This is a genomic window from Microcoleus sp. K4-B3 (assembly GCF_036704615.1).
Classification (GTDB): Bacteria; Cyanobacteriota; Cyanobacteriia; order Cyanobacteriales; family Microcoleaceae; genus Microcoleus.
This window is the reverse complement of the sequence record NZ_JAUBSF010000040.1, coordinates 12,957-34,556: the sequence shown is the minus strand read 5'-3', so window position 1 is coordinate 34,556 and position 21,600 is coordinate 12,957. Positions and strand designations below refer to the sequence as shown.

Below are 21,600 nucleotides of genomic sequence, written 5' to 3'. Positions count from 1 at the left end.
AAGTACCCGCCCTTTCTACATTCGGTTAACCGTACTAAAATAGCCACTTTGACGCGAGAACATTACCGCCAACTCTTCGTCTTTGATTTCAATATACAAAATCGCGATCGCCACAGACAGAGCGATTGCCTAGTTATCTATCGGGTATTAGTGACTTCCCTTAATGCCCAGCCTGCAAAAATTAGGTATAATTGGTGAGTGCGTATTTTGATAGAAGTACAAAAAAAATACCAATGTAGGCAAGCTCCCAACCCCGATAGTGATGAGTCATTCCTAATCTAAAATCTCAAATTTTATGAGCTACATCGAGATCTTGGCTGCCAAATAAAATATCAGAATAAACTGGCCACTTGTTCTGATTAGTAAAATTGCTAAATGAATAAGGTATTAGGGCATAATGTTGTGAAAGATGGAACAGGGTATGGAACTAAATTTACAGAAATTTTATAGGGCCTGCAATCCCAGCTACACCCTGGCAGTAGCAAATCAAAAAGACCGACAATACTATATCGATTTCTCATCAGTGCGGGGCGGCACAATTGTAGAACAATTGGAGCGCACCATCAGCCGCCTGTCCCCCGATGCACCTACCTGTCAATTATTCACCGGTCACATCGGCTCTGGTAAATCAACAGAATTGCTGCGGCTGCAAGCTCAATTGCAGCAACAAGGATTTCATGTTGTTTACTTTGAATCGAGTAAAGACTTAGACATGGCAGATGTAGATATCACTGACATTTTGTTGAGCGTTGCTCGTCAGGTGAGCGAAAGCATCGAGAAAATGAAAATCAAGCTGCAACCGACGGGTTTTAAAGCTTTGCTCAAAGGGGTTGCTGAGGTTTTTCAAACTCAAATAGATTTGAGGGCTGAAGCTAATGTCCCTGGTTTTGGGGAAATAAATGCCAGCACGGAGGGAGAATTTTCTCTGGCGTTGGGAATTGGAAAAATTACTGCTAAAGCGAAAGATGCTCCGAATCTGCGATCGGAGTTGAGGCAATATTTGGAGCCGCGAACAAACGTAATTTTAGATGCACTGAATAAGGAGTTGCTGGAGCCGGCTAATCAAGAACTCAAACGCCAAGGGAAACAAGGACTTGTAGTAATTATCGACAATCTCGATCGCATACACCTGTGCGCGAAACCGACGGGGCGGCTGCAGCCGGAATACCTGTTTGTCGATCGCGGCGAGCAGTTGGCAAGACTAAATTGCCACGTCGTGTATACAATTCCTTTGGTGCTGATTTTCTCTAACGATTTGGGCCAGTTGACCAATCGGTTTGGGGTCGATCCGAAGGTTTTGCCGATGGTGCCGGTGCAGTTGAGCGACGGTTCTGAGTGTTCTGAGGGTGTGGAATTGCTGCGGCAGATGGTTCTGGCGCGGGCTTTTCCGACTGTGCAGCCTTCGCAGCGCTATGCTTTGGTTGGCAAAGTTTTCGACTCTGCGGAAACTCTCGATCGCCTGTGTCGAGTCAGCGGCGGTCATGTCCGCAATTTGCTGCAACTGCTGTATAGCTGTCTGCAGAAACAAGACCCTCCTCTGTCGCGGGAAACTTTGGAAAATGTGATCGTCCAGCGCCGCCACCAGCTTACTTTGGCGATCGAACCGGATGAGTGGCAATTGCTGCGCCAAGTATCCGCTACTAAAACTGTGAGTGGGGAAACTAAATACCAAATCTTGCTGCGCAGTCTCTGGGTGTTTGAATACCGTTACGGCGAGGATTACTGGTTTGATGTCAATCCGATTTTGGCTGACGCCAAAGAGTTTCGGCACACAGTTGATAGTGGAGAGTTGACAGTTAACAGTTGACGGTTTACAGTCACTCGGCGAGGCAAATCGCTTCTGAACCAACGAAGTTCACTCCTAGCAGACTAAAGAATAAGGGCCCAACTGTAGCAGGATCTGGTATGAAAACTAACAAAACTCAACCGTTAACAGTCAACAGTCAACAGTCAACTAACAAAAATGATTAAAGGCACTACTAAACTGTTGGGAGTAATTGGTCATCCCGTCGAACATTCTCTGTCGCCGGCGATGCACAATGCTGCTATTTCCCACTTGGGAGTCGATTTTGTTTACCTGCCGTTTCCGGTAAAACCAGGGGATTTAAAAGCTGCTCTTGCAGGATTTGCGGCGATCGGCGTTCGGGGATTTAGCATCACGATTCCGCACAAACAAGCAATCTTACCGCTGCTGTCGGAAGTTTCCCCGATCGCCCGAGCGATCGGCGCAGTCAATACCGTATACCTGACTGACAAAGGTTGGTGCGGCACAAATACTGACGTTGAAGGCTTTCTCGCCCCCCTGCAAACCCCCCCAACCCGCCCTTACCAAGGGGGGGCTAAAGACGCGATTTCTGCCTTAGAAAGGGGCAATACGGCTGTTGAATCTAATTCGCCTCCTTACGAAACAGGGGCTGTTGAATCCTATCCCCCCCCTTACCAAGGGGGGGCTAAAGGGGGTTCCGATTGGAGTCAGAAAGTAGCGGTAATTTTGGGGAATGGCGGGGCGGCGAGGGCTGTTGTGGCTGGATGCGCTCAATTGGGATGTGCAGAGATTCACGTTGTCGGCCGCAGCGAACAAAATTTAGCGGAATTTCAGCAGAGTTGGGTCAATTGTCCGATGCCCGTGCAGAATTTGCAGGTGCATACTTGGGATAATTTGTCAATGTTAATTTCGCAGGCAGATTTGCTGGTGAACACGACGCCTGTGGGGATGTATCCGCAGGGAGAAAAGTCGCCGGTTGCGGCTGGTGCGATCGATCGAATTTCAGCAGGTGCGATCGTCTATGATTTAATTTACACCCCTAATCCTACGCAGTTTCTCAAAGATGCGCAGCTTCGCGGAGCGCGAGCTATTGACGGACTCGAAATGCTAGTTCAACAAGGAGCAGCCGCTTTAAAAATTTGGCTGGATAAAGAATCCGTCCCAGTCGATGTGATGCGCCTCGCCTTGCAGAAGCATTTAGGCTTAAGCTAAGTAGCAATTTACAACTGAATTCGCGCTAAGCTGAGAATTAAAATATACTTGCGCTGCCATTTATGAAATTTCGAGCTATCAGCCTTTTTTTTGCTACTTGCGCGATCGGAATTTTTAGTTTGGTATTCACTCCACCTGCTTGGGCTCTGACGCCGATTAAACTTTCCGACCTTTCTTATCGCGAATGTCCGGCAGAAATGGCAGAAGGAACAGTCACCAGCGGCAGTTCTATGGAAGCTAACTGCTTTTTGATTACTGGGAAAGCTGAAAATAGCACCGGCAAACCAGTTGTGAATGCCGATATTTTCGGCCGCATTTATGATGCCGACGACAATCCGGTGATGCAAAACCGGACTCGCTTGGGTTCTATAGAAGAAGTTCCTCCCGGAGTTAGCGATTTTCAGCTCAGAATTTCGGTTGCCGCCAATCAACGAACACCTTTGAAGCTCAAGCAATTTAAAGCTACAGGTTTTACTGGCGTGGTTCGCCGCTAAGGAAACTCTTTGAGATTTTAGATTGCTAATTTGAGATTTTGGGTTCGCTGTTGACAAACCGCGATGCAGTTTTAGATTTGAGATTGGAGATTTTAGATTGTTGAGTGGCTGGCAATTTCTCATTTCTAATGTATGAGTAACTCCCCAGCTTTTCAACCGGGGAGTTCATGTCACAATCTCAAATCTAAAATTTAGTTGCCGGCAGCTATATCTGCCAAACAATTTAGGCTAGATGCTTAAAAGCTTAAGCTTTTCCCACTACAATGATGTTTGCAAGCTGGTCAAAAGACCGATCAAGAATTCCGAGCCGAACTGAAGTACAAAAAACGCAATCAGCGGCGAAAAGTCAATCCCTCCTAAGGGGGGGATAATCGATCGGAATAGATTGAGGTAAGGGTCTGTTAACTGACTCAAAATGGAAAACGGGGGGTCGTACCAATTGATGTTAGGGAACCAGCTTAACAGCACCCGAAAAATCATCAGGACTAGATAGATTTGCAGAAATGTCGCTAGCGTGGTTGCCAAAAGGCCTATTGAAGAACTCATAAATTTTGCTTGTAGTTTTGAGTAAAGTTTACAGACACTTTAACTTTTAGTTTAGCATAGCTGGGGGAGTGGGGGGGAGTGGGAGTGGGGGGGAGAGGGGGAGCGTTTTTGTTGTTCCTTGTTCCTTCTGTCTCCCGCTTTTAGCTGGAAAGATGAAAAGAGAAATGTGCGACAGTTTGCCGATCGCCCGCATCGATCTGCCAGACTAATCTAAAATTTTAAATGGATTCAGGAGTCTTGGGCGATCGAACCCTCGCTGTTGTGGGCCTGCGAGTTCCCGTTTACGTCGCCGAGTTGCAACCGCACGTCATCTATTGCCTGATTTAGCTGAGCAATTTTATCTTCTAAACTCAGCCTTGCTACTTCCATGCTGTCGGCTTCGAGTTGACTGGCTTTCCTCTGGCGGATCTTTCTTGTCTTTGCTTCTGAAGGTTCACTCAGCAAAGCTTCCGCAGCGCGCCGCGACAGCACCGTGCCCAAAACTGCACCCACCAAGCCGCCAACGGCAGCTCCGGCAATAAATCCCCCTGTAAAACCCTCTCGATTGCTCATGGCTCAACTCAACTGCGCGATATTTCTTTGATTTGTTTATTTTGACACTCTCCCGGTGAGAAACCGGCAGACGATCGTTCGATTTTAGATTTTATACTTTTGATTAAAGAATTGAGATGCCGATCGGGAAAATGAGCGGGAGGGACAAAAGCCCAAAGGGGCATCAAGCCGGTTAGTTGTCAGGTAAGGCGAGAATTCCGACTTCAGAGTTAAAGCGGATCATTTCCAAAGATCGATCGCCATAAAGATCTTCAATGTGTTCCAAGCAGCACTCGATCGCGAAATCGTTCAATTCAGCCGGCTCAATGCCGTACATTTCCTGAAACACCTCTGAGTCTACCCGACAAAAGCGCGGTCGATCGGCATAAATTCCGCATTCTCGGGTCGCTTTGTCAAAATTGATACACCAACCGTCATCTCCGACTAAGCTCAAGTAGAGCGCTAATTCGTCTTCAGATAAATACTCGTCTAAGTCAGGGCGCTCTGTTGGGTCGAGGTAACAACAAGCACCGCACTGCTTTACGCAACGCCAAGTAGCCATAGTTTGATTTGAGATTTTAGATTTGAGATTTTAGATTCGGAGCAGAATGTGGAAAATGCCAAACTTTAGGAGATAGGGGCTCCTCAAGTATATCAATTGCCAGCGCCGGAGGCCCCGAGTCCGAAGGGGGCGGTGCGATTGTAGATTTGAGATTGCGAGCATTTTCTCGCAAGGGGCATCAAGTCCCCGGTTCCCTGTGACTGAGAGGTCGATCGTAGTTTACATTTTGTTGAATTTTGTAAAGTTCCTTAAAAAATAGGGACGATAGCCCGGTAAAATCAGAAGCGGATTTTCTAATTCAACAATCTAGACTTAATCACTACAGTCAGGAGGACACATGGACTTTATAACCGATCTTTTCAGCGGCCTGGGCGGTGTAAACTACCAACTCATTGTTCAGGTAGCTTTACTCGCAGCCGTCGTGCTTTCGGGCCCGATCGTGATTTTTCTGCTGGCAGCTAAAGGCGGCGACTTGTAATTTTAGCACGCTCCGGGGCGATCGAGAGTTGGGAGTTTTGAGTTTTAAATTATTCAAAATTTAAAACGCTCGATCGCCAATTTTCCCTGCTGCACGAGCTTTGTTATCAAATAGCGAGTTATCAAATACCGAGGGCGTGTTTAGCAGTTTGAATCAAATTCTCAAAAAAAGGTAGAGATACATCAACTTCTCTAGCATCTTTGCGGGAGTTGCCTAACAAACCGATGTTTTGTCCGGGTGCAACAGCCAAAACTTGCCCTTGAGAGTTGCGAATTCTCAATTCCTCGATCGAGCCGGCGGGAGACAGACTGCAAGAATAAGTGCGATCGCAATAATCAAACTCCACTTTTCCAAACATCGGCGGCCTGGAACTAGCAGCACCTGCGGGCAGCCGGACACCCAACAATTCTAACTCCACCGATGTCTTGCCATTAAAACTATTTTCCCGCAATCGGTAAGCAATATCAACCCGCCGAGGCAAAGGAAAATATTCGCCCCAACGCCAAGCAATCGCCTTCACACTAGCAGATAAATTTCCATCTTGAGTTGCAGTTAGTTTAACGTGACCTCCTTTACCAACAATTTTCTGTTCAGTTATGCAAACATTAGGCGTCCAAAATACAGGAGCCTTATTTTCAATCCCGCAAGGTTCCAGAGCATCAATTTGTCGGTAAAGGTCGAGATTAATCTCAGCCAAATCCGCTCGCACGTCTACAGAAACCAGCGGTTTTAGATGTTCCGGCTGCAAACATTGATTGGCAAAAATTGACAGTTGATTGCGGAATTGTTCGAGGTTGTCAGCCGGCATCGAAAAACCGCCAGCCGCTTTGTGTCCGCCAAATTTAGTTAATAAATCCGCGCAAAAATTCAGGCCGTCAAATACATTAAACTCAGGAATTCCCCTCGCCGAACCCCTGACAATTTTATGGGCAACCGCCCCTACAGCCTCATCCTCAAAAGTACCGATAAAAACGGGTACGCCGTAGCGTTCCACCAACCGAGAAGCTACAATCCCGATCACCCCGTGGTGCCAACCCGGTTGCACGACAACTAAAACTCGTTCTTGCTGCAAGTCGATCGCACTATTCTCGCACCAAGCGATGGCTTCCTGCTCAATTTCCTGGCACAACTCCTGCCTGCGCTGATTGATTTGTTCGCACTGCATCGCGTTTTTGAGAGCCAATTCGCGATCGTCCGTAGTCAGCAACTCTATCACAATTTGAGGGTCAGCCAGCCGCCCCACAGCATTAATCCTGGGCCCGAGCCGAAAACCAATATCTTCAGGCTTTAACGAATTTTGAGTTTGAGTTTTTGAGTTGAGAATTGAGGGACTTTCCGCACTTCCCGGCTGCACTCCAGCCACCTGAATCAAAGCCTGAATACCCGCCAATTGCGAGTGAGGCAACAGCCGCAAACCACGCTTCACCCAGCGCCGATTAACTCCTGTCAAAGGTGCTAAATCCGCAATAGTTCCCAACGTAAATAACTCCAGCAGCGGATTCACCAACCCGCCCACTTTCTGCATATCCTGAGCCAAAGTAATCGCCAAAACATAAGCAACGCCTACGCCAGCCAAACCCCGATAAGGTGAAGATTCCGCAATTAATTTCGGGTTGAGAATAGCATCTGCCGGGGGCAGTTTTGGCGGCAAATCGTGGTGGTCTGTAATAATAACTTTGACACCCAGTTCTCGCGCTCTGGCAACCGGGCCGTAGGCTGCAATTCCGTTGTCAACAGTGAGAATGAGAGCGACACCTTCCGAGTGAAATTCTTCTACAATGCGATCGTTAATCCCATAACCTTCTCGCATCCGGCTCGGAATAGCATAATCCACATTCGCGCCCAGAGCCCTGAGAGCTCGCAGCAACAAAGCCGTGCTCGTCATCCCGTCAGCATCGTAATCGCCGCAAATCGCAATTTTTTGCCCTCCCGAAATCGCCTCCCGCAAAAGTTTGACACTCGCAGCCAAATCTGGAAACTCATCCGTTGGCGCGGGCAAAACCAGAGATTCCGGTTCTATAAACCCGTGCACTTCTTTAACAGAATCGATGCCGCGGTTAATCAGCACCTGTGCCAGCAAGGGCGACAAACCGATTTCGGCGGCAAACTGTTCGGCTTGCTGTGTTTGAGGCGAATAAATTTGCCACCGTTGGTTCGGCAATCGGTGAAAATGCGGAGGCACAGATGTCGGTAGCTCTTGCACGGAAGCTGAGGTTTAAAGATACATAGTTAATCTTACCGAATTAAGTGCCTCAGTCCATCAATTTTAGATTTTAGATTTTAGATTGATGATGATGAGTTTTTTGGCTAAAATCCAAAGGTTGTTTGTAGGAAAGCTTTTTTTGGAAGCTCTCACCCCACCCAAATAGGGATACAAGCCCCCGATAGCAGTCGTGGAGACCAAAAAATTTTAGACAAAAGTTCAAACCAGCCAGATTTATCTGTGGAGTCAATCTAAAATCTCGAATATCCAATCGACTGGCGGCAGCCGCAGAACTAAGTTTACCAGGCATTTTCGCCGCCCGCGCTAGGGCGCTGAGCGCTAATTTAATCAGGAGACTTGCATGAGTGGCGATCGACCGCCTTGGTTTAAAATTGCATTACAGGTTCGGGTATCTGTCATTCCGTCAATTTTGCCCCGCGTTTTGCTGTGCGGTGGCTTTGGAGTTTTTATTTCCCTGCTGCACTTTTTAAACTTGCCGGTTTCCTTGCCCATTTTGTCGAGTATGGTACCGAGTGTTGTCCTAGGTTTACTGTTAGTTTTTCGGACAAATACAGCCTATGACCGATTTTGGGAAGGTCGAAAATTTTGGGGTACTTTAATCAACAACGTCCGCAATTTGGCGCGCCAAATCTGGGTAGCCATTGAGGAAAAAGACCCGCAGGATATCGAACTAAAAAAGTCAGCCCTGCGCCTGTTACCTGCCTTTGCAGTGGCGATGAAACTGCACTTGCGGCAAGAATCAGTAAATCCAGAATTAGAGCCGTTAATGTCCCCAGCGCAGTACCAAAATCTCAAATCAATGAACAATCCCCCGCTAGAAATTGCCTTTTGGATTGAGGATTACTTGCACGAGCAGTACGAACGCAATTGCCTCGATGTCTATCAGTTAACTGGTATGAAGGAGTTGATCAACTCTATGATTGATGTATTAGGCGGCTGCGAGCGGATTTTGAAGACGCCTATCCCTTTGGCTTACGCGATTCACCTGAAACAACTATTGTTGCTTTACTGTTTGGCACTGCCCTTTCAAATGGTGAACGATTTGGCTTGGGGAACCGGCCCAGTTGTAGCTTTAATTAGTTTTACTTTGTTCGGCATCGAAGAAATCGGCATTGAAATAGAAAATCCCTTCGAGCACGATACCAATGATTTGCCTTTGGACAGCATTTGTGCTACCATGCAGCGCAATATCGACGATTTAATTTCTTTATGTCCTCGCATTCACGATCGCGTGAAAGATAAGTAGAGTAATTCCATTTTCGGTTTTCGATTTGAGATTGGTATCGAAAATCTCAAATGGTATAACCTACGGGTTAATTTTTAACAATAAACCCCATTAACCCAGCCAATACTAACAATACAGGCGTCAGCCAATCTCCCCACCGCACGTAGAAAGTCCGAGTTTGCCGCCGATAAATAGTAGCATCTCGGACTTCATAGGTATTAATTCCAGACTTCCAAATCGTCTCACCGCGAGGATTTACAAAAGCAGAATAACCCGTATTAGTTGCGATAGCTGCCCATCTATCCGTTTCAATTGCCCGCATCACATCGAGAGCGTGATGCTGAGCCAGCATCGGCGGTTTGTAATGGGCATTGTTGGAAGCTGTGAGCATAAATTCGCCTCCATTCGCCGCCTGATATCGGAAAATTTCCGCAAACGCTGAATCGTAACAAATTCCGACAATGGCGCGGCCAAACGGCGTATCAAACAATTGTTGAGAATTGCCGGGTACTAAATGAGCATCTAAGGGAGAAAGCCGATTAATAATCCCGCCTAAGATTTCGTAAAAAGGGATATATTCGCCTAAAGGCACTAGCTTTAGTTTATCATAGCGGCCGACAATTTCTCCAGTGCGATCGATCGCCAATAAGCTGTTAGTGATACTATTGTCTTGCTGTCCGAATCCTCCAATCCAAGCCACCACACCGCGTTCAAGAATAGCTTGATAAAAGGAAAGAGTAGAACGCTGATACTCGTTTGTCCAGATAAAAGGCAAAGCTGTCTCTGGAATTAACACAGCATCGACTTTTCTGTCTGCTAACTGTTTGTATCCAGTGGTGTAACCTTCCAAAGCTCGCCGCCAACCCCCTGAGTCAAACTTAATCTCGTTAGGAATATTGCCTTGAATAATGCCAATTTTTAAAGCGGTTGCAGCTTCTTGATTCAAAGGGCGGTTGTATAAACTCCATCCTGCTATATGCAAAACTAAACACAGACTCGCAGGTAAAATATAAGGAATCCAATTCTTCCTTTTTCCTTCTTCCTTCTTCCTTTTTCTTTCGATCCAAGCTTCTGCTATTAAGCCATTTACTGCTACAATTGCCGCTGTTACTGCACTAGGCCCGGAGAGTTGACCGAGGTGCAATATTGCTAAATTGTGGGGGCTTTGCGTGTAAGATAGTGATGTCCACCACAGCGAACCTGTACTCCAAATACTTTCTAAGGCGCACCACAAAGCTGTGCCAATTAAAACGCGAGTTAACGCTGAAAGTTGAGCTTTACCCCCCCCAGCCCCCCCTTGTAAAGGGGGGGAGTTAAGAATAAGAATTGAATTTTTCCCGGATAAACTGAGGGAGTTCAGAATTACAAATAGCCACGCCCAAACGGCGACTAATGCTGCTCCCCAGAGGGTGATGAATGCCCAGCAAAAAAGTGCGATCGCCAAACTCGGCCACCAAGGAACTCCCAACCAAGTCATCGGGTGAATTCCCATAATCCAAGATAAAGCTAATCCGTGATAGCCAATTCCCCACAGTAAAGGAAGAAGGAAGTTCGGCAACGAGCACTGTACAAGATGTAACGGATGGATGTTGAGGAAAGAAGGAAGAAAGAGAAATTTTTGTTTTTGTTCTTGTATTTTTGGCTTTTGATAACTGACAACCAAAATCCAGAGGGGAACGAGGGCTACCCAAGCCAACAGCCAAGCATTTACTGGTGCGGTTGTCAATCCCATCAAAATGCCGCTGAAAAGTGCGATCGCCCAGGCTAATATTTTAGATTTATGAACCGCGAGTTTTTCAAATTTGTGCCTGTTAAATATCGCCACTTTGATGATTGCCAAAAATAATAATTCTTAATCAATATATCAGATCGATCGGGAAGTTCGACAAGGCGCAGTGTATGGGATTTAACGGATTTAACCGATTTAACAGAAAAAAATCTCTCAAATTATACTTGCCAAAACAAAAAGCGCCCCTATTTCTAGGAGCGCTTTTTGTTATTAATCAAAAGCTAAATTTAGCCGTTGATGGAAGGAGCAACCATTGCTACAGGGGTGACATCACCAGCAGCCAAGTCGAGGGGGAAGTTGTGAGCGTTGCGCTCGTGCATTACTTCCATACCCAAGTTAGCGCGGTTGATGACATCAGCCCAAGTGTTGATCACGCGACCTTGCGAGTCGATAATCGATTGGTTGAAGTTGAAACCGTTGAGATTGAAGGCCATCGTGGAAATACCCAAAGCGGTCAACCAGATACCGACAACTGGCCATGCACCTAAAAAGAAGTGCAAAGAACGGCTGTTGTTAAAGCTCGCGTATTGGAAGATCAAACGACCGAAGTAGCCGTGGGCTGCAACGATGTTGTAGGTTTCTTCTTCTTGACCGAATTTGTAACCGTTGTTTTGCGATTCGCTTTCGGTTGTCTCGCGAACCAAAGAAGAGGTAACTAAAGAACCGTGCATGGCGGAGAACAAAGAACCCCCGAAGACACCAGCTACTCCCAACATATGGAAGGGGTGCATCAGGATGTTGTGCTCGGCTTGGAACACGATCATGAAGTTGAAGGTGCCGGAGATACCCAAGGGCATACCGTCAGAAAAGCTGCCTTGTCCGATCGGATAAATCAAGAATACTGCGGTAGCAGACGCCACAGGTGCAGAGTAGGCTACGCAAATCCAAGGACGCATTCCTAAGCGGTAGCTCAGTTCCCACTGACGGCCCATGTAGCAAAAAATGCCGATGAGGAAGTGGAAAACTACGAGCTGGTAAGGGCCGCCGTTGTACAACCACTCATCGAGGGAAGCTGCTTCCCAGATTGGGTATAAGTGAAGCCCGATCGCGTTAGACGAAGGAACAACAGCACCAGTAATGATGTTGTTGCCGTACATCAAGGAACCAGCTACTGGTTCGCGGATGCCGTCGATGTCCACTGGAGGAGCAGCGACGAAGGCGATGATGTAACAGACGGTGGCTGTCAGCAGAGTAGGAATCATCAGAGTCCCGAACCAACCCACATAAATGCGGTTGTCGGTGCTAGTTACCCACTCGCAGTAACGTTCCCAAACGTTGGCGTTTTCACGACGCTGTAAGGTTGTTGTCATTTGGTTTATGATTGCTTAATTGAATTTTCAAGGTTCATTGTGGGGATGTCCCACGCTTATATTAGTAACATCATTCACTAAAGTTTGCCAAGGGATTAGCGGTTACTATTTAAATATTTTACAAACATTTACAAAAGCTTGATTTTTAGTAACTCTTTGTAGTTTTTTACAAAGTAATATTACACGCGGAAGGGGTTAAATATAGCGACCTGAAGAACTGAATCTATTATATTTAGGTGAGTTCAGGAGTTTGAGAAAATTATTTTTGTTCAGAGCAATCCTCTTTCTATTTAAAGATATCTTAATTAGGTATTGAAGAGATTATTTTTAATATTTATTCACAGATCGCTGGTGGATGCGGTGAGCGTAAATTTTTATCGGGAGAATACTGAAAACCGGGTTTCTAGTGCGATCGGGCTGCATTCTCAATAATCTCCAATCAACCGGGTTTTTTGACAAAAAAAGAAACCCGGTTTCTGAGGCGCTTGGCAATAGAAATCAACCGGGTTTCTGAGGATGAGTCCGCAAGTTATGCGTAAAAATTAGCCTTTAGCCTGGGGGCCAGTTCATGGGTCGTCCGCCGAGAATGTGAAGGTGCAGGTGGTCTACAGTTTGGCCGCCGTCGCTGCCGCTATTAATGACGACGCGATAGCCGTTGCTGAGTCCGAGTTGTTCTGCTACCCGTTTGACAGTCAGCAGCAAGTGTCCCATGAGAGCATGATCTTCCGACTCGGCATCGGCTAATTTGGCAATAGGCTGTTTGGGAATGACGAGGATGTGGACGGGCGCTTGCGGATGGATATCTCTGAACGCGAGGGCCAAGTCGTCCTCATAAACGATGTCTGCTGGAATCTCTTTGCGGATGATTTTGCTGAAAAGCGTTTCTTGAGTTGTCATGGGTGTTAACGAAGTTCGGTAACGGATGTAACGGATGTAACGGATGTAACGGATGTAACGGATGTAACGGATGTAACGGATGTAACGGATGTCGGGAAGAGGAAAGACGCAGCAGGAGAGAAGGAAGAAGAGAAAAGGAAGAGGCAAGAAAAGTTTTTCTTACCTCTTCCGATATTCATTAGTCATTGTTAATCATAATAGATGATGAATCAAGGACAGGCAAATTAAGGATAAAGAAAAATGCTTGCTAGGGTTTGGAGTGCATCGATCGTAGGAATTGACGCGGTAAAGGTTGGTGTCGAGGCTGATGTGTCGGGGGGGCTACCGAAAATTGTGGTTGTGGGGTTGCCGGATTCTGCGGTGCAAGAAGCTAAAGAAAGGGTTAAGGCTACGCTCAAAAATTCGGGATATGCTTTTCCGATGCGGAGTATTGTGATTAATTTAACTCCGGCGGATTTGCGCAAGGAAGGGCCGAGTTTTGATTTGCCGATCGCCATTGGCATTTTAGCAGCATCGGAACAAGTCAGCGGTGAACTTTTGGGAGATTATTTGTTTTTAGGGGAACTTTCTTTAGATGGGAGTTTGCGGCCTGTGGCTGGGGTTTTGCCGATCGCGGCTGCTGCTCAAAAAATGGGTATTTCGGGGTTGGTTGTACCGGCTGCTAACGCGCAGGAAGCGGCTTTGGTGCACGGAATATCTGTTTATGGTTTTGAGAATATTTTTGCAGTTACTGATTTTTTGAACAATCCTGAAGTTTATTCGCCTGTAGAAGTAAACGGTAGAGAAGAGTTAGCTAAAACGCGGTTTTCGGGTTTAGATTTAAAGGATGTAAAGGGGCAAATTCACGCGCGGCGGGCTTTGGAAATTGCGGCGGCGGGGGGACACAATTTAATTTTTGTGGGGCCGCCAGGGAGCGGTAAGACGATGTTGGCGAGGCGTTTGCCGGGTATTTTGCCGCCGCTGACTTTTGATGAAGCTTTGGATGTGACTCAAATTCACTCGGTGGCTGGGTTGTTGAAGGATAAGGGAAGCTTGGTGGGCGATCGGCCTTTTCGCAGTCCTCACCATTCGGCATCGGGGCCTTCTTTGGTAGGTGGCGGCAGTTTTCCGCGTCCGGGTGAAATTTCTTTAGCACATCGCGGCATTCTTTTTTTGGATGAGTTAACTGAGTTTAAAAGAGATGTTTTGGAGTTTTTGCGACAACCGCTGGAAGATGGTTATGTGACAATTTCTCGAACTAGACAATCGGTGATGTTTCCGGCTCAATTCACTTTAGTTGCTAGTACGAATCCTTGCGCTTGCGGTTATTACGGCGATTCGATTCAACCGTGTACTTGTTCGCCGCAAAAGAGGGAGCAATATTGGGCAAAACTTTCGGGGCCTTTGATGGATCGGATTGATTTGCAAGTGGCGGTTAATCGTTTGAAACCCGAGGAAATTACGCGACAGCCGACGGGGGAGGAGTCGGAACCTGTGCGGGTGAGGGTGCAGCGGGCGCGAGAGCTCGCTACTCGCCGTTTTCAGTCGGAATCTAGTTTGCGCTGTAATGCGGAGATGCAAAGCAGTCACATTAACAAATGGTGTCAGTTGGATGAGGCTTCTCGGAATTTATTGGAGATGGCGATTCGGAAGTTGGGGCTGTCGGCGAGGGCTAGCGATCGAATTTTGAAGGTTGCTAGAACTATTGCCGATTTGTCGGGGGATGAAAGCTTGAAAACGAATCATGTGGGGGAGGCGGTGCAGTATCGGACGATCGATCGCATGCAGTAAGGTAAGGTGGATTGGCGATCGTTTTTCAAGTCGTAAGTTGATATATTGCAGGTCGATATTTTGGTTCTGGAATGGGTTTTCCGGCAGTTGTTGCAGCTTCCAGCCATGCTGTTTTAGCCATCTGTACTTCCTGCAAAGCTGATTCTGGGGTTTCGCCAAAAGCGGAACAGTATTTTAAATCAGGAATATCGGCAATATAGCCTTCATCTTCGTTGCTGTAAAAAATATTGATGTGATAGTCTTTCATGGTTCATCATCCTTAATTTTGAGCTATGTCGTGTATTCCTGCTTCGTAAAATCCTTCCTCTTGAAGAAATTGAGTTAATTCCTTAAGCCCTTGGCGGCGGTTAAATTTTGGTTTTGTATTAATGGTTTTGTCTGACTCAGAAGTTCATTAGCCTGATCTTTCAACTTATCCACCTGTAATTTATCATTACCAACTGAAAATGATTCAAGCGCTTGCTTTAATTCTTTCAGTGTTTCTAAAGGTAAAGCTTGAGCTTTTAGTGATTGCTCCAAATCCTTCCTATAATCACCTAGAAGAGAGTCTAGATCATCAAAGTACCTTTTAATTTGTTGATCCAATGATTGCTCAATCAATCGGTTAGATTGTTCTTGAATTTTTTCGACTTTATTGTCAAAGAATTTAACTATTTCACCCTTGAAAAGGATTATGTTAACTGTATATCTTTCTTTATATACATGTTTGTCTAAGTTCACACCGAACCAACCAAAAAAGGTGCTAACTCCACCATAAATTGCGCTCAGTATTGGATGGTTAGCTACCATTGCCACTAAACGAGCACCAAACTGCACCAACAAACCACCAAATGCTCCTTCTAACAATGCTGTGAGTAAATCAGATAATCCATACCCTCTGAATTCAAGATCAGGGGTATTCACTTCTATGTGAATATCAACTAGCTTGAGTATATCTGGCTTAAAAATAACATCAAAATCTCTTTTTAACCGATCTTGAGCGCGTTCAATAATAGGCTTAGTTTCATTATCTAGTGACTCGGATAATTTTTGAATCCTGCCTTCAGTCTGTGTATCCGTCTGTTTACAAGCGACATCCAATTGACGTTCAATAATTTGCTTCGCCGAAGCTGCTATTTGCTCAGCGAATAGCTTGGCATCTTGCTTACTATCAAATTCAAATTCATCCTTATCTCTATTAAACCTGTTGGATATGTCGTCCCACAAATTGGAAAATACTTTTATAGCCGAATCTAAAACATACTTTTTCAATAGTGTGTCAAGTTCGTTTTTTACGTCTTTTTTGAGGTTTTCTAGGTTGGCGTTTACCGTTTCCTTTATTTGCTTTTTTGTTTGGGCAACCTCTTCATCTAGATTCTGACGGCAAGCAGTTAGACTATCAAGCTCTTTGTTAAGATCCTTAATTGCTTGCTGGAGCTTTTCAGCATTACTGTTAATGTAAGTCAGGTCATTTTTTGCATTGTTACATAAATCATCTAGATGAATAAGACAACGATTCAATGCAAACTCCATGCAGCGGGGGGCAACTTGTCGCAAAATTACATTAATTGCTTTTTCCAGAAAAGATTCAAACTTTGATACTTCCCAAAGGCTTACCGCTCTCTTTTGTAATTTATCTACAGTTGCCTCCTTCAGTTCATCCTCCCAATTAACAGGCCAGACTTCTCTAGCTAATGCTTCGGCAGCTTCAGGATCTTTAATATCTTGACTACTGAGAGATGATTGACGGAGAAAATCCTTAGCGCAGAATGCTTGCCTAGCAGAAACTTCAAATACGCGGTCTGTGTTGGCCAGTTTGAGGTTATTAGCAACAAATTCTTTTACCATTTCGGTATCTATGTCACCTGGACGACGCTGATCGATTTTATTAACTAAAACATATAAATTTTCTTGACTGCTTGTTCTGATAACTTTTTGAACTTCTGCTTTAATTTTTTCTGCTGCTTCAGCCCTCAATTCAGTAAAATTCAGGACAAGCAGCACAAGTTGGCTACGCTTAAGTTGCTTGGAAACTACAATTTCTAGTTTTTCGCTGACTCCGGCTTCACTTGGCCCAGGCGTATCAACGATTACAAGATTACCTAGCTTCTCTAGTTGTTGATTTTGCTGTGTTCTGAAAAAAGGAGTTTCGATAGATGGAATGTCATTGTCATTGAGCAACTGGAGAGGATCTTGATCTTGGGATACGGCCAAAATGTTGCAAAGACGGATAATATGATTCAACTCCGTCAGGATCTTGTTAATATTCTTACTGCCAGAGATTTCTTCGGAAATCCCAAAATCTGTATCACTGTGGATTTCTTGGAGTAAACTTGCTAAATGCGGATATTCACCAGTATGCTTAAGAACTTCTTCCATCCCTTCCTGCTCAATTTTCCGCCTGATAGCATCCAATGCTTTCTTAAATGCTTCACAAATTCTAGGACTCAATTTTAGAATCGGCTCTGCTGCATTTTCTTTCAATACAATCTCTGTTGGCAGTGTGGTCATCGCTGTAGCAGAACTTGGCAGGAGTTCTTGACCAATAATGGCATTAATAATTTTGGATTTGCCAGCATTCATCGGTGCGGCAATAGCCATCCTGAGTTTTAGGTCTGTGACTGTACCAATTTCCTTTGCAATTTCCTGTTGATATATCTGGTACTTGTTTTCTGAGCTATCCTCAGACTTAAGTTCTTTGCTAGCGCGACCCATCAGAGTGCTAACTTCTTGTAACAGGGCAATCACCTGTCTTTGCAGGTCTTGAACATTTGGGTTGGAGGCTTGAGAAGTCATAGGGTTTTTAGTTGGTGTTTATGGCGAATGGTAGCAGACATTGTATAACAACTTTAAGCAATTTGTAGTCGTTTCCCCAACGTCTGAGGTTCTGGTAGAGGTTTGCCATCTTCTTGATAAAGTTCAATCAATGTTTCTAACAATTCTTGTCCCTGTTTGGCCGCTTCCTCGTAAGTGTGTCCGTGAGTGCAAGGCTGCATGACATCGGTAAACTCCGGCAAGCTGACAACAAAAAGTCGATCTTCTTCTGACCACTGGATGATGAGACTGTAATGGCTATTCATTCTTCTATCTCCTTCAGCTTCTGCAAATCAGACATTACTCTTTTTTCATGGTAATTGGGTGCATCATCGCCATCATTACCTGACAGTGTAATTTTTTCAGGTAATAAAGGGTGTTCCCATACAGTGTGACTGCCCTTTCCCTGTCGGTAAGTAAACCCTGCTTTTAGCAATAGGCTTTTCAATTCTCGAATCTTTTTAGGCATGAGTGATGCCAGCTAATCAGGTTTAGGATATTGTAGCTGATCGCCCAAACTACAAAAATACAAAAACCTAGTTTCTTCACTCCAACCAAAGAAACCGGGTTTTTACGAAAAGACCCGTTGTAGCCTGCAGATTCGGTAAAAACCCGGTTTCTGGGCCCCATGCTAAATCCTATGGCTCTTGCATCGCCTCGCAGAGGTACAATAGGACGATCGCATTCCCCAACTCCCACCGTGATAGAGCGCTACACTTTGCCCGAAATGGGCAACATCTGGACTGAAACCGCCAAGCTTAAAAGCTGGCTGCAAGTAGAAATCGCTGTCTGCGAAGCTCAAGCCGAACTCGGCTACATCCCCGCCGCCGCAGTCGAAGAAATCAAAGCTAAGGCTAATTTTGACCCCAAACGAGTCCTCGAAATAGAAGCCGAAGTCCGCCACGACATGATCGCCTTCTTGACAAATGTCAACGAATATGTAGGCGATGCCGGCCGCTACATTCACCTCGGCTTAACCAGTTCCGACGTCCTCGATACCGCTTTGGCGCTGCAATTAGTCGCTAGCGTCAATATCTTGTTAGAACGTGTCGAAGATTTGAGTCAAGCTATTCGCTATCAGGCTCAACAACATCGCAATACCGTGATGGTTGGTCGATCGCACGGAATTCACGCCGAACCCATCACCTTTGGCTTTAAACTAGCAGGATGGCTGGCAGAAGTGTTTCGCAACCGCGCCCGATTGGTGAATTTGCGATCGTCTATAGCAGTCGGCAAAATCTCCGGCGCAGTCGGAACCTATGCTAATATCGATCCGCGAATTGAAGCGATCGCCTGTCAAAACCTCGGACTCGAACCCGATACCGCATCCACTCAAGTCATTTCGCGCGATCGACACGCCGAATACGTCCAAACCTTAGCACTTTTAGCCGCATCGATCGAGCGTTTTGCAGTAGAAATCCGCAACCTGCAACGCACCGACGTTCTCGAAGTCGAAGAGTTCTTTGCCAAAGGGCAAAAAGGCTCATCCGCCATGCCCCACAAACGCAACCCGATTCGATCGGAAAGACTCACAGGGATGGCGAGAATCGTCCGCGCCAACGCCGTCGCAGCCTTAGAAAACGTGGCGCTTTGGCACGAACGAGACATCTCTCACAGTTCCGTAGAACGGATGATTTTGCCCGACAGTTCTACAGTAACTCACTTCATGTTAGTAGAAACCACAGACTTAGTAAAACACCTGCTAGTCTATCCCGAAAACATGAAACGAAACATGAATCTTTACGGCGGAGTCATCTTCAGCCAGCGCGTGATGCTAGCCTTAGTAGAAAAAGGCATGAACCGGGAAGAAGCCTATAAAATTGTGCAATTTTGCGCTCACGAAGCTTGGAACAAATCTGAAGGCAATTTCTACAATTTAATTGCTAAGGACGATCGGGTAACAGCTAAGATGACGACCAAAGAAATTGATGATTGTTTCGATCCGCAGTATCAATTGAGGCACTTAGATTTAGTGTATCAGCGCTTGGGAATTTGAAGAAATTTGGAATTTTCTAGCTAAAGGGACTTAGACATTTTCACCTCAGTTTTTGTCTAAGTCCCACTAGGTTATGTCAAAACCTGCTTCGATCGACACAATTGCAGCAGCAATCGCTATGCTGTGAACAGAGCATCAGTCCCGATCGCCAATCGATCGCGTACCCGTCATGACCCAAAGCCTTAGTCCTATAACCCCAGTCCGCGCCTTCCCCGATCACACGCAACTCCCCGAATCCGACGGCACGTTTGTGAAAAACTTCCAAGAACATCCTCAGTGTATCCTGCTCACCGACTCCCTGGGAAACACGCTGCAAACCCTCCACCCCGACGGAATGTATGCGATCGGGCAAGATAGTGGCATCTACTGGCGCGAAACCGACCCACCAGAACGCGGAGCAGAAGCTCCCGACTGGTTCTATGTCCCTAACGTCCCACCCCTGGTAGATGGAGAAATTCGTCGCTCTTACGTGTTGTGGCGCGAGTATATGGTGCCGCTAATTGCGATCGAGCTTGCTAGTGGAAATGGTTCGGAAGAACGCGATAATACTCCTCTATCTCGCAGCTCAGAAGGTGTCACTCAGAAGCCTGGAAAGTTCTGGGTATACGAGCAGATTATTCGGATTCCCTACTACGCTATCTACATCATCAAAACCGGTGAACTAGAAGTCTACAACTGGGTGAATACTCGTTATATTCGCTTGGAACCAAACGAGCGCGGACACTACTCGATCGAACTAATGGGAGTGGAGTTGGGTGTATGGGAAGGTAGTTATCAAAATCAAACACAGCGATGGTTGCGTTGGTGGGATAACCAGGGTAATTTGTTGCTGATTGGAAGCGAACAAGCCCGACTCGAACGCCTTCATACGGAACAGGAACGCCAACGGGCTGAAGCTGAGAGCCAACGGGCTGAAGCTGAGAGCCAACGAGCTGAAGCTGAGAGCCAACGAGCTGAAGTTGAGAGCCAACGAGCTGAAGCTGAGAGCCAACGAGCCGATCGGGAACAGCAACAAAAAGAACGATTAGTGGCTTATTTGCGATCGCAGGGGATTGATCCCGATCTGATTTGAGCCTTCGCGCTCGGTGTGTTGCATTTAGCTTTTGGTTGTAATTGAGATGTTGCATTATTCTCAATAAGCCTTTTATGAACAGGCCCGAAAGCCTGTTGCTGACAATGGTGCAATATCTCAGTTGTAATCTACTCTCTAAGACTCACAATCAGAACAGCTATGAAATTTAATCGTTTTGGAAAATACCCGATCGCATTTATGCTAGTGTTGCTATGTGCGATTCCCTACGGGATAGCTTCGCTTCACGGTCTGCACCATACAACATTTGTCCGCGCCCAGGAGCCACCACAAGTGCAAATTACCCAACCAGGAACAAACCCAGTAGTACCTGAAAGTATTTTCATGAGTCAACTTCCCAGTTCGGCACGACTGGTTGACATCCGCACCGTAAATCCCAACATTCGCCTCGATATCCGGTACGCCACTACTAACAATTTCTTGAAACGAAAACTTTACCCTATATCGAAATGCGCTTTGAGAAGTTCTGTTGCTCAAAAGTTAGGCCTAGTTCAAACAGATTTGGAAAAAATCGGATTGGGTTTGAAAGTTTACGATTGCTACAGACCTTTCTCTGTCACTAAGCAAATGTGGGCAGCTTGGCCAGATCCGCGCTATGTTGCTAATCCTGCTAGGGGTTCGCGGCACAATCGCGGTGCTGCTATTGATTTGACTTTAGTCGATCGCACCGGCAAAGAATTAGAAATGCCAACACCTTACGATGATTTTACCGAAAAAGCTCACGGAGATTATCAAGGCGGCAGCGCGGAATCTCGGAAAAATCGTCAAGTGCTTAAGGATGCGATGAAAAAACACGGATTTATCGGTATCACAACAGAATGGTGGCACTTTGATTCGGAAGATTGGCATAAATTTGCGATTCTTGATATATCACTTGCCGAGATTCCTTAATTATACTATTTATTAAAAATGGCAGAT

20 protein-coding genes are annotated in these 21,600 nt (G+C 45.8%); 9 read left to right on the top strand and 11 right to left on the bottom strand.

The features are described from left to right. Nucleotides 1-421: 421 nt before the first annotated feature. From QUA78_RS17720 to QUA78_RS17710, 3 genes are all read left to right on the top strand, one after another. Nucleotides 422-1,807, top strand: coding sequence for a P-loop NTPase fold protein (locus QUA78_RS17720; protein WP_333198162.1), 1,386 nt, complete (start codon nucleotides 422-424; stop codon nucleotides 1,805-1,807). Nucleotides 1,808-1,963: 156 nt separating this feature from the next. Beyond that, a complete protein-coding gene (locus QUA78_RS17715) occupies nucleotides 1,964-2,977 on the top strand; it encodes a shikimate dehydrogenase (protein ID WP_333304646.1) in 1,014 nt (337 codons plus the stop codon). Between the two features lie 62 nt (nucleotides 2,978-3,039). Beyond that, nucleotides 3,040-3,471: a hypothetical protein gene (locus QUA78_RS17710; RefSeq protein WP_333304645.1), complete on the top strand. Its 432-nt coding sequence runs from the start codon at nucleotides 3,040-3,042 to the stop codon at nucleotides 3,469-3,471. A 258-nt stretch (nucleotides 3,472-3,729) separates the two neighbouring features. Here the strand turns inward: QUA78_RS17710 and QUA78_RS17705 are convergent, their stop codons facing one another. The 3 genes from QUA78_RS17705 to QUA78_RS17695 all read right to left on the bottom strand — a co-directional run bounded on the left by QUA78_RS17705 (nucleotide 3,730) and on the right by QUA78_RS17695 (nucleotide 5,110). Next, the gene (locus tag QUA78_RS17705; RefSeq protein ID WP_006631083.1) at nucleotides 3,730-4,017 is read right to left on the bottom strand and encodes a YggT family protein; all 288 of its coding nucleotides are present in this window, start codon (nucleotides 4,015-4,017) and stop codon (nucleotides 3,730-3,732) included. Nucleotides 4,018-4,245: 228 nt separating this feature from the next. Further along, nucleotides 4,246-4,569 carry a hypothetical protein gene (locus QUA78_RS17700; RefSeq protein WP_333304644.1) on the bottom strand — a complete coding sequence of 108 codons (324 nt, stop codon included), beginning with the start codon at nucleotides 4,567-4,569 and terminating at the stop codon, nucleotides 4,246-4,248. A gap of 172 nt (nucleotides 4,570-4,741) precedes the next feature. Further along, the gene (locus tag QUA78_RS17695) at nucleotides 4,742-5,110 is read right to left on the bottom strand and encodes a YkgJ family cysteine cluster protein (protein WP_333304643.1); all 369 of its coding nucleotides are present in this window, start codon (nucleotides 5,108-5,110) and stop codon (nucleotides 4,742-4,744) included. A gap of 337 nt (nucleotides 5,111-5,447) precedes the next feature. Between QUA78_RS17695 and psb30 the strand changes: the two genes are divergently transcribed. Continuing rightward, nucleotides 5,448-5,588: a photosystem II reaction center protein Ycf12/Psb30 gene (gene psb30, locus QUA78_RS17690; protein ID WP_193976083.1), complete on the top strand. Its 141-nt coding sequence runs from the start codon at nucleotides 5,448-5,450 to the stop codon at nucleotides 5,586-5,588. 121 nt (nucleotides 5,589-5,709) lie between these two features. Here psb30 and recJ read toward each other — a convergent pair whose 3' ends face one another. Beyond that, nucleotides 5,710-7,791, bottom strand: a complete 2,082-nt coding sequence (recJ, locus tag QUA78_RS17685) for a single-stranded-DNA-specific exonuclease RecJ (protein ID WP_333304642.1) — start codon at nucleotides 7,789-7,791, stop codon at nucleotides 5,710-5,712. A 361-nt stretch (nucleotides 7,792-8,152) separates the two neighbouring features. Here recJ and QUA78_RS17680 point away from each other — a divergent pair, with 361 nt between their 5' ends. Then, nucleotides 8,153-9,058 carry a bestrophin family ion channel gene (locus QUA78_RS17680; protein ID WP_333304641.1) on the top strand — a complete coding sequence of 302 codons (906 nt, stop codon included), beginning with the start codon at nucleotides 8,153-8,155 and terminating at the stop codon, nucleotides 9,056-9,058. Between the two features lie 67 nt (nucleotides 9,059-9,125). Here the strand turns inward: QUA78_RS17680 and lnt are convergent, their stop codons facing one another. The 3 genes from lnt to QUA78_RS17665 all read right to left on the bottom strand — a co-directional run bounded on the left by lnt (nucleotide 9,126) and on the right by QUA78_RS17665 (nucleotide 13,033). After that, nucleotides 9,126-10,769, bottom strand: a complete 1,644-nt coding sequence (gene lnt / locus QUA78_RS17675; RefSeq protein ID WP_445302392.1) for an apolipoprotein N-acyltransferase — start codon at nucleotides 10,767-10,769, stop codon at nucleotides 9,126-9,128. A gap of 284 nt (nucleotides 10,770-11,053) precedes the next feature. Then, complete coding sequence (gene psbA / locus QUA78_RS17670; RefSeq protein WP_333304640.1) at nucleotides 11,054-12,136, bottom strand: photosystem II q(b) protein; 1,083 nt, start codon at nucleotides 12,134-12,136, stop codon at nucleotides 11,054-11,056. Between the two features lie 549 nt (nucleotides 12,137-12,685). After that, complete coding sequence (locus QUA78_RS17665; protein WP_333398944.1) at nucleotides 12,686-13,033, bottom strand: histidine triad nucleotide-binding protein; 348 nt, start codon at nucleotides 13,031-13,033, stop codon at nucleotides 12,686-12,688. Between the two features lie 240 nt (nucleotides 13,034-13,273). Between QUA78_RS17665 and QUA78_RS17660 the strand changes: the two genes are divergently transcribed. Further along, nucleotides 13,274-14,803: a YifB family Mg chelatase-like AAA ATPase gene (locus tag QUA78_RS17660; RefSeq protein ID WP_333398939.1), complete on the top strand. Its 1,530-nt coding sequence runs from the start codon at nucleotides 13,274-13,276 to the stop codon at nucleotides 14,801-14,803. Nucleotides 14,804-14,828: 25 nt separating this feature from the next. Here QUA78_RS17660 and QUA78_RS17655 read toward each other — a convergent pair whose 3' ends face one another. The 4 genes from QUA78_RS17655 to QUA78_RS17640 all read right to left on the bottom strand — a co-directional run bounded on the left by QUA78_RS17655 (nucleotide 14,829) and on the right by QUA78_RS17640 (nucleotide 18,065). Continuing rightward, entirely contained in the window at nucleotides 14,829-15,050 is a 222-nt protein-coding gene (locus QUA78_RS17655) for a type II toxin-antitoxin system HicB family antitoxin (protein WP_333307102.1), read from the bottom strand. Nucleotides 15,051-15,124: 74 nt separating this feature from the next. After that, nucleotides 15,125-17,578, bottom strand: a complete 2,454-nt coding sequence (locus QUA78_RS17650) for a dynamin family protein (protein ID WP_333307101.1) — start codon at nucleotides 17,576-17,578, stop codon at nucleotides 15,125-15,127. 53 nt (nucleotides 17,579-17,631) lie between these two features. Further along, entirely contained in the window at nucleotides 17,632-17,862 is a 231-nt protein-coding gene (locus QUA78_RS17645) for a type II toxin-antitoxin system HicB family antitoxin (RefSeq protein WP_333307099.1), read from the bottom strand. Further along, complete coding sequence (locus tag QUA78_RS17640) at nucleotides 17,859-18,065, bottom strand: type II toxin-antitoxin system HicA family toxin (RefSeq protein WP_333398938.1); 207 nt, start codon at nucleotides 18,063-18,065, stop codon at nucleotides 17,859-17,861. The genes QUA78_RS17645 and QUA78_RS17640 overlap by 4 nt, the downstream gene beginning before the upstream one ends. 231 nt (nucleotides 18,066-18,296) lie before the next feature. Between QUA78_RS17640 and purB the strand changes: the two genes are divergently transcribed. The 3 genes from purB (at nucleotide 18,297) to QUA78_RS17625 (ending at nucleotide 21,573) form a co-directional block, all read left to right on the top strand. Further along, nucleotides 18,297-19,592: an adenylosuccinate lyase gene (gene purB, locus QUA78_RS17635; protein WP_333398943.1), complete on the top strand. Its 1,296-nt coding sequence runs from the start codon at nucleotides 18,297-18,299 to the stop codon at nucleotides 19,590-19,592. A 169-nt stretch (nucleotides 19,593-19,761) separates the two neighbouring features. Further along, complete coding sequence (locus tag QUA78_RS17630; protein WP_333304712.1) at nucleotides 19,762-20,664, top strand: Uma2 family endonuclease; 903 nt, start codon at nucleotides 19,762-19,764, stop codon at nucleotides 20,662-20,664. Nucleotides 20,665-20,823: 159 nt separating this feature from the next. Further along, nucleotides 20,824-21,573, top strand: a complete 750-nt coding sequence (locus QUA78_RS17625) for a M15 family metallopeptidase (protein ID WP_333304711.1) — start codon at nucleotides 20,824-20,826, stop codon at nucleotides 21,571-21,573. Nucleotides 21,574-21,600: the final 27 nt, after the last annotated feature.